The organism is Nostoc cf. edaphicum LEGE 07299 (genome assembly GCF_015207245.1).
Classification (GTDB): domain Bacteria; phylum Cyanobacteriota; class Cyanobacteriia; order Cyanobacteriales; family Nostocaceae; genus Nostoc; species Nostoc edaphicum_B.
The window spans coordinates 1-5,357 of record NZ_JADEXF010000315.1; the positions used below are offsets into that span (position 1 = coordinate 1).

The window sequence follows — 5,357 nt, forward strand, 5'->3', positions numbered from 1 at the left end:
GGGTTATACCAATTCTGTATGAAGATGCGCTAAACCATCTTTAAGTAGAATAAAGAAGAAAGAAAAACGAACCGCATTCGCGCAGCGTCTCGTTAGAGAAGGACGCAAAAGACACAAAGAAAGAAGTTAAAAGGTTTTGGTGCAACCTTGCAAAGAAATGGTATTAATAAGAATATATAGAGATCGCTCGTCCCCTGCAAGAAGCCGCTACGCATCTATGTAGAAGAGATATTTCGAGATTTAACAGCTATACATCCCTACTCCCAAGTGGAAACGTCTCGCAGCAAATTAGGAATTTCTCCTTGAGATAAGGGAAACTCTAGTAAAGTTTCTCTAATACCCAAATATCCTGATTCAGCAAACGATAAAAGCATTCGTGAAAGCGCTAGCCAAACCTCCGGTTCGTATTCCCAATCACGATAACGTGAAGCTTGACCAGCTATTGAACGTAGTGCCCAAAAATAAGAGTTTCTCACCACCGAACCACCCTTCTTAAACTCTGGCAAATCTTCGTGGTGGATAAAAAGTATTTTATTTTCAATTCTGGCTCTCATAGCAGTTTTATATTTTAGATTTTAGATTAAAAGTAAATGTTTAAGTAGGGTCATTATGGCTTTAGCTTAACGCACTATGTTGTACGGTGGTGCGTTGCCTTTACTAAAAAATGCTGTCAAACCTAACATTCTATCCTTATAGGAAAGTGAGATTTTCTAAGTTATGTGCAAAGACATAAGAATGTAGAGACTTTGCAATGAGAAAATCTCTACATTGAATACCTAAAAATTGGCGCTTAAACCTACACGAAAAGTAAATCCAGGGCTATATATGCGATTAACTCGCTCATATTGCTCACCCAGTAGATTTTCTAAGTAAACTGTTAGTCCTAAATTGCTAGTTAGAGGTATACGTCCGCTCAAATCTAAATTCACGAAAGACGGTGCAAAATCTGTAGGCTTGTCAGTAGAGTTAACGAAGATGGATCTGCGAGCGCCACTATTGTAGGTAACATACAAGTTAGCTTGCCAACCGGAATTTTGATAACCCACACCAGTTTGTAGTACAGAGTAGGGAATTAAACCTAACTGCAAACCTTTATCTGCCCCTGTTTTTATTTGGGAATCTGTATAAGTATAGTTGAGGAATGTTGACCAGCCAGTGGCAATTTTGAATTGCAATGCAGCCTCTAAACCATTGGTATCTACTAGCCCAATGTTTGCCCATTTTCCGGCGATCACTCCCAAGCGATCGCCTATACTACTACCAAAGTAAGTAAACTGTCCAATCAGATTTTCCGAAAAATTGATATCTACTCCCGCAGTCCAAGTTGAGCCAATTTCTGGCCTTAAATCAGGATTAGGTGCCCAACCATGAACTGTATCATAAACATACAACTGATCCAACCCAGGATTGCGTTGTCCTCCTGCCCAACTTCCACGCACTGCTACTATTGGAGTGACGGCATAACGTAACCCAACACTAGGATTGAGATAATTTCCAAATTGGCTATCAAAGCTTTGTCTTAACCCTAAATCTATCAAAAAATTATCGCTAATATTCCAAGTATTGACAGCGAATAAAGCTGTGTTAAGCAAACTCTTATCTTCAGTTTCGTTCTCGGCAATCCTAGTAGGATCTGTACTCAAAACATCACCGATTAAATCGGTGTTTTTCAAATCTAATCCCCAGCGTAATTTATTATTAGAAGTAATTTTCCACTCATGATCGACTCTGGCTGTGAGTTGTTGTGTATCTAAAGACCCTCTACGATAAAATGATACTCCTGTAGGGCCATAGGTGCTAAAATAATCTTGGTTATAACCAATTGAGGTTGTTAGGTTAGAGCTTTCGCCATTACCTAGCCGAGTTTTCCAAGATAAGCCAATATTTAAACCATCGTGGTCTAATCTATCTCTTTGGAGAGGGAAACCGAAATAAATTAAACCGCGACGACTGCTGAGTGCAGTAACATCTAAATTCAGAGAATTTTTTTGATCTAAATCTACTCCAATGCTACCAAAGTAGGTACTTGTAGCTGTATCTGCATTCGATAAAAATCCTTGTTCATCACGATTTGCTGCACCTACAGGGACACGGTAACGGTTATCTGTAAAGAATCTTTCAAAGCTAAAGTTGTACTTGACCTTATCAGATGAACCACCATAAGTCACTTGTTGATTATTTAAATTCAATGAGCCAAATTCTGCACTACCACTCAATTTAGGTTTGCCATAACCTTCCTTGGTAATAATATTTACAACTCCTCCAAAGGCTGAAGAACCAAATAAAGCAGAGGCTGTACCGCTATATAATTCCACTCGTTCAATCGCCTCTACAGGAATGCTATTTAAATCAGTTCCACCATGATAAGTGTTGACATTGTTGTTAATCGGTCTACCATTAATCAAAAATACAGATTGATTAATTGAGGCTCCCCGGTAGTATGTACCTGTATGAATATCTGCACCATGACCGACATCATTGATTGCAAAACCAGGCATTCGTTTCAAGATATCGGCTAAACTTGCAGCACCCTGCTTTTTAATTTCTTCTTTATCAATGACGTAAGTTGGAGTAGATTGAGGTAGGTTGTCTGGTTCTGCGATCGCTTCTATAGAAATGTCTGCATCATCGCTCGGAGTTTGCTCTGTTGCTGGCTGAGTTTCTTCTGGATTAACTTCAATGGGTACAGATTGTTGAGATAATAATTCGGCATTAGTGGCGGGTAGCTCAATTTCACTCAAACTCGGAATATCTGAAATAACGTCGGTTGATTTATTAGTATTTCTCTGCTCAATTTCACTCTCAACAGCATAACTAGGAGATGCTATCAGTAAAGGTAAAGCAACTGTTAGCAACAAAAAATCCTTTTTCACGTTCTCTTTCACACCAAGTAAAAACAGTCACTACGTAGCATTGTTGCTGTAATAGTAAAATCGTGTCAAAAGACACGCCGTCATAGTTTTTCTAAGCAGCAACTAACCGTCTCTAAAAGTATGAAAAGGCAAAATCAAGGGTAATTAAACTCTTTTTCTCCTCACCTTCTTTCTGAAGTTTCAAACTAAGGTTCCCTTAGATGGGACTGCTCGATACCCTCTGCCGATCCCGAACCGTATTTGAAAAAGGGGTTGACTGGGGAATATATAATCGTTCGGGCGTGTATGTAAAGTACGGTAATCTGTTAAGTATGGCAAGAGATTATTCAACTTACTAGCAGTGGAAGAATTTGTCACTGTTATCTCCACCATAGCAAGTGAAATAAATAAACTTAATTACAACAACGATGATAGTACTTAAGGAGCTATTATGACTGCACTATCGAATGTAATCTTTACTATTGCTCTTAACGATCCAGAATTAGATCCAGAAGAAAAGCAGGAAATAGTACAGAATTTATTGAATCGACTCAGCAACCTGGAGGAAGTAGAGCGAGTTGTACGTACAGAAGACCTGAATCCAGAAGAGGGAAGCAAACCAGGGATTTCTTTTTTGGTAGGAATGCTGACAGCAGAAGTGAGTGTAAAGAATATTAAAGGATTTTTGGGCTTTTTAGGCGATCGCTTGGGTGACAAACCAATCAAGGTGACAGTAGAAGCCAATAATAAGAAGGTTGTGCTTGAAGCTAGTAGCCGCCAAGAGCTATTAGAGGCCGAGAGAATAGCAAAGGAACTGCTAGCAACCGTTCAGGGAGACTCGAATGGCTAAGAAGGTCGCACTGCTGATTGGAGTGAGCGAATACGAAGCTGGCTTACCGCTAGTTCCGACAGCTGATAAGGATGTCAAAGCAATGCAGCGAGTGTTAGAAAACCCGCTGTTAGGTAGTTTTGACAAAGTAGAAGCACTGGTAAATCCAGATTTAATGACAATGCAAATAGCCATTCAAAAGCTATTTGCAGATTGTAAAAAGGAGGATTTTACCTTTTTGTTTTTCTCTGGTCATGGAATTACAGATGACCATGATGGCAGGCTTTACCTGGCAACTCGTAGCACTCGGAAAGATGCCTTCCATTCAACAGCAGTGCCAGCTAATTTTGTGCAAGATATTATGAAAAAAAGTCCCTCCAGACAGCAAGTTGTGATTCTTGACTGTTGTTATAGTGGAGCTTTTGCTGTGGATTGGCAAGCAAAGCCTACTTGTGAAGGGTGTGCGCTACTTGCATCTTCTACTGCTGCAAGACAATCCTTTGAAGCCGAAGAAGCAGGCATTTATACTCATTACATAGTAGAGGGGATTGAAACTGGTGCAGCAGATCGAGATAAAAATGGCCGAATTACTATTGATGAATTGCATGAGTATGCCAAGGAGAAAGTGCAAGCAATCAGACCGACAATGAAGCCAGAAATCCAAACATTTAAAGAAGGCTACAAGATTGCGATCGCTAAAGCTCCAAATACTAAAGAAAGCTCCAGGGTTCCAATTGTTAAAACTCCAACTAATAAAACTCAGGGATGGAGATGTATCTACACACTCACTGACCATTCAGATACAGTCAATAGTGTTGCCATCAGTCCTGATGGTCAAATTCTTGCTAGTGGTAGTGCCGATCAAACCATCAAAATTTGGAATCTGAAGACTGGAACACTCTTAGAGACTCTTGAGGGCCATTCACATACAGTGAATAGTGTTGTCATCAGTCCCAATGGTCAAATACTTGCCAGTGGTAGCGCTGATAAAACCATCAAAATTTGGAATCTCAACACGAGAAAACTAGTTCGCAACCTTGGAACTTGGTTCTCTACTGCACATTCAGACTCAGTATATTCTTTAGGAATTACCCCAGATAATCAGACTCTGATCAGTGGCAGTCGGGATCATACAATCAAGCTATGGAATCTAACGACGGGAAAAGAGATTGGAAGGCTACCTGAAGACTCTTGGGCAGCTTCTTCCCTGGCAATCACTCCCAATGGTCAGGCTATTGCCAGCGACAGTTTAGATCGTACTATTAAGTTGTTTAGTCTAGACACTAAGGAATTATTGCAAACTTTTGCTGGCAATTCTAACTTAGTTTGGGCGATCGCTATCAGTCCAGATGGCAAAACTCTCGCTAGTGGGAGTCAAGAACACACTGTTAAACTGTGGAATTTAAATACTGGGAAACTGCTGCACACCCTCACCGACCATTCCAAACCGATTCATTCCATTACTTTCAGCCTGAATGGTCAAATCCTTGCTAGTGGTAGTTATGACAATACTATTAAGCTGTGGAATGTAGAGAATTGGGAACTTATTTGTACCTTGAGTGGACATAGCGATGGAGTAAACTTTGTCGCTTTTAGTTCAGATTGTATGACTCTTGCTAGCGGTAGTGATGACAAGACAGTGAAAATTTGGCAGTTGTGCTGACTAAGCTAAAACA

The 5,357-nt window shown here is 40.1% G+C and carries 4 protein-coding genes; 2 read left to right on the forward strand and 2 right to left on the reverse strand.

Annotation, left to right across the window (positions count from 1 at the left end; translation table 11 throughout):
* Nucleotides 1-257 precede the first annotated feature (257 nt).
* Nucleotides 258-554 (reverse strand): hypothetical protein, encoded by a 297-nt coding sequence (locus IQ229_RS11395; RefSeq protein ID WP_194043762.1) that lies wholly within the window; start codon nucleotides 552-554, stop codon nucleotides 258-260.
* A gap of 222 nt (nucleotides 555-776) precedes the next feature.
* The gene (locus IQ229_RS11400; protein ID WP_194043764.1) at nucleotides 777-2,873 is read right to left on the reverse strand and encodes a TonB-dependent receptor plug domain-containing protein; all 2,097 of its coding nucleotides are present in this window, start codon (nucleotides 2,871-2,873) and stop codon (nucleotides 777-779) included.
* A 430-nt stretch (nucleotides 2,874-3,303) separates the two neighbouring features.
* Here IQ229_RS11400 and IQ229_RS11405 point away from each other — a divergent pair, with 430 nt between their 5' ends.
* Together IQ229_RS11405 and IQ229_RS11410 are read left to right on the forward strand one after the other, a co-directional pair.
* Entirely contained in the window at nucleotides 3,304-3,702 is a 399-nt protein-coding gene (locus tag IQ229_RS11405) for a hypothetical protein (protein WP_194043766.1), read from the forward strand.
* Nucleotides 3,695-5,344, forward strand: a complete 1,650-nt coding sequence (locus IQ229_RS11410; protein ID WP_194043768.1) for a caspase, EACC1-associated type — start codon at nucleotides 3,695-3,697, stop codon at nucleotides 5,342-5,344. Before IQ229_RS11405 ends, IQ229_RS11410 begins: the two co-directional genes overlap by 8 nt.
* Nucleotides 5,345-5,357: the final 13 nt, after the last annotated feature.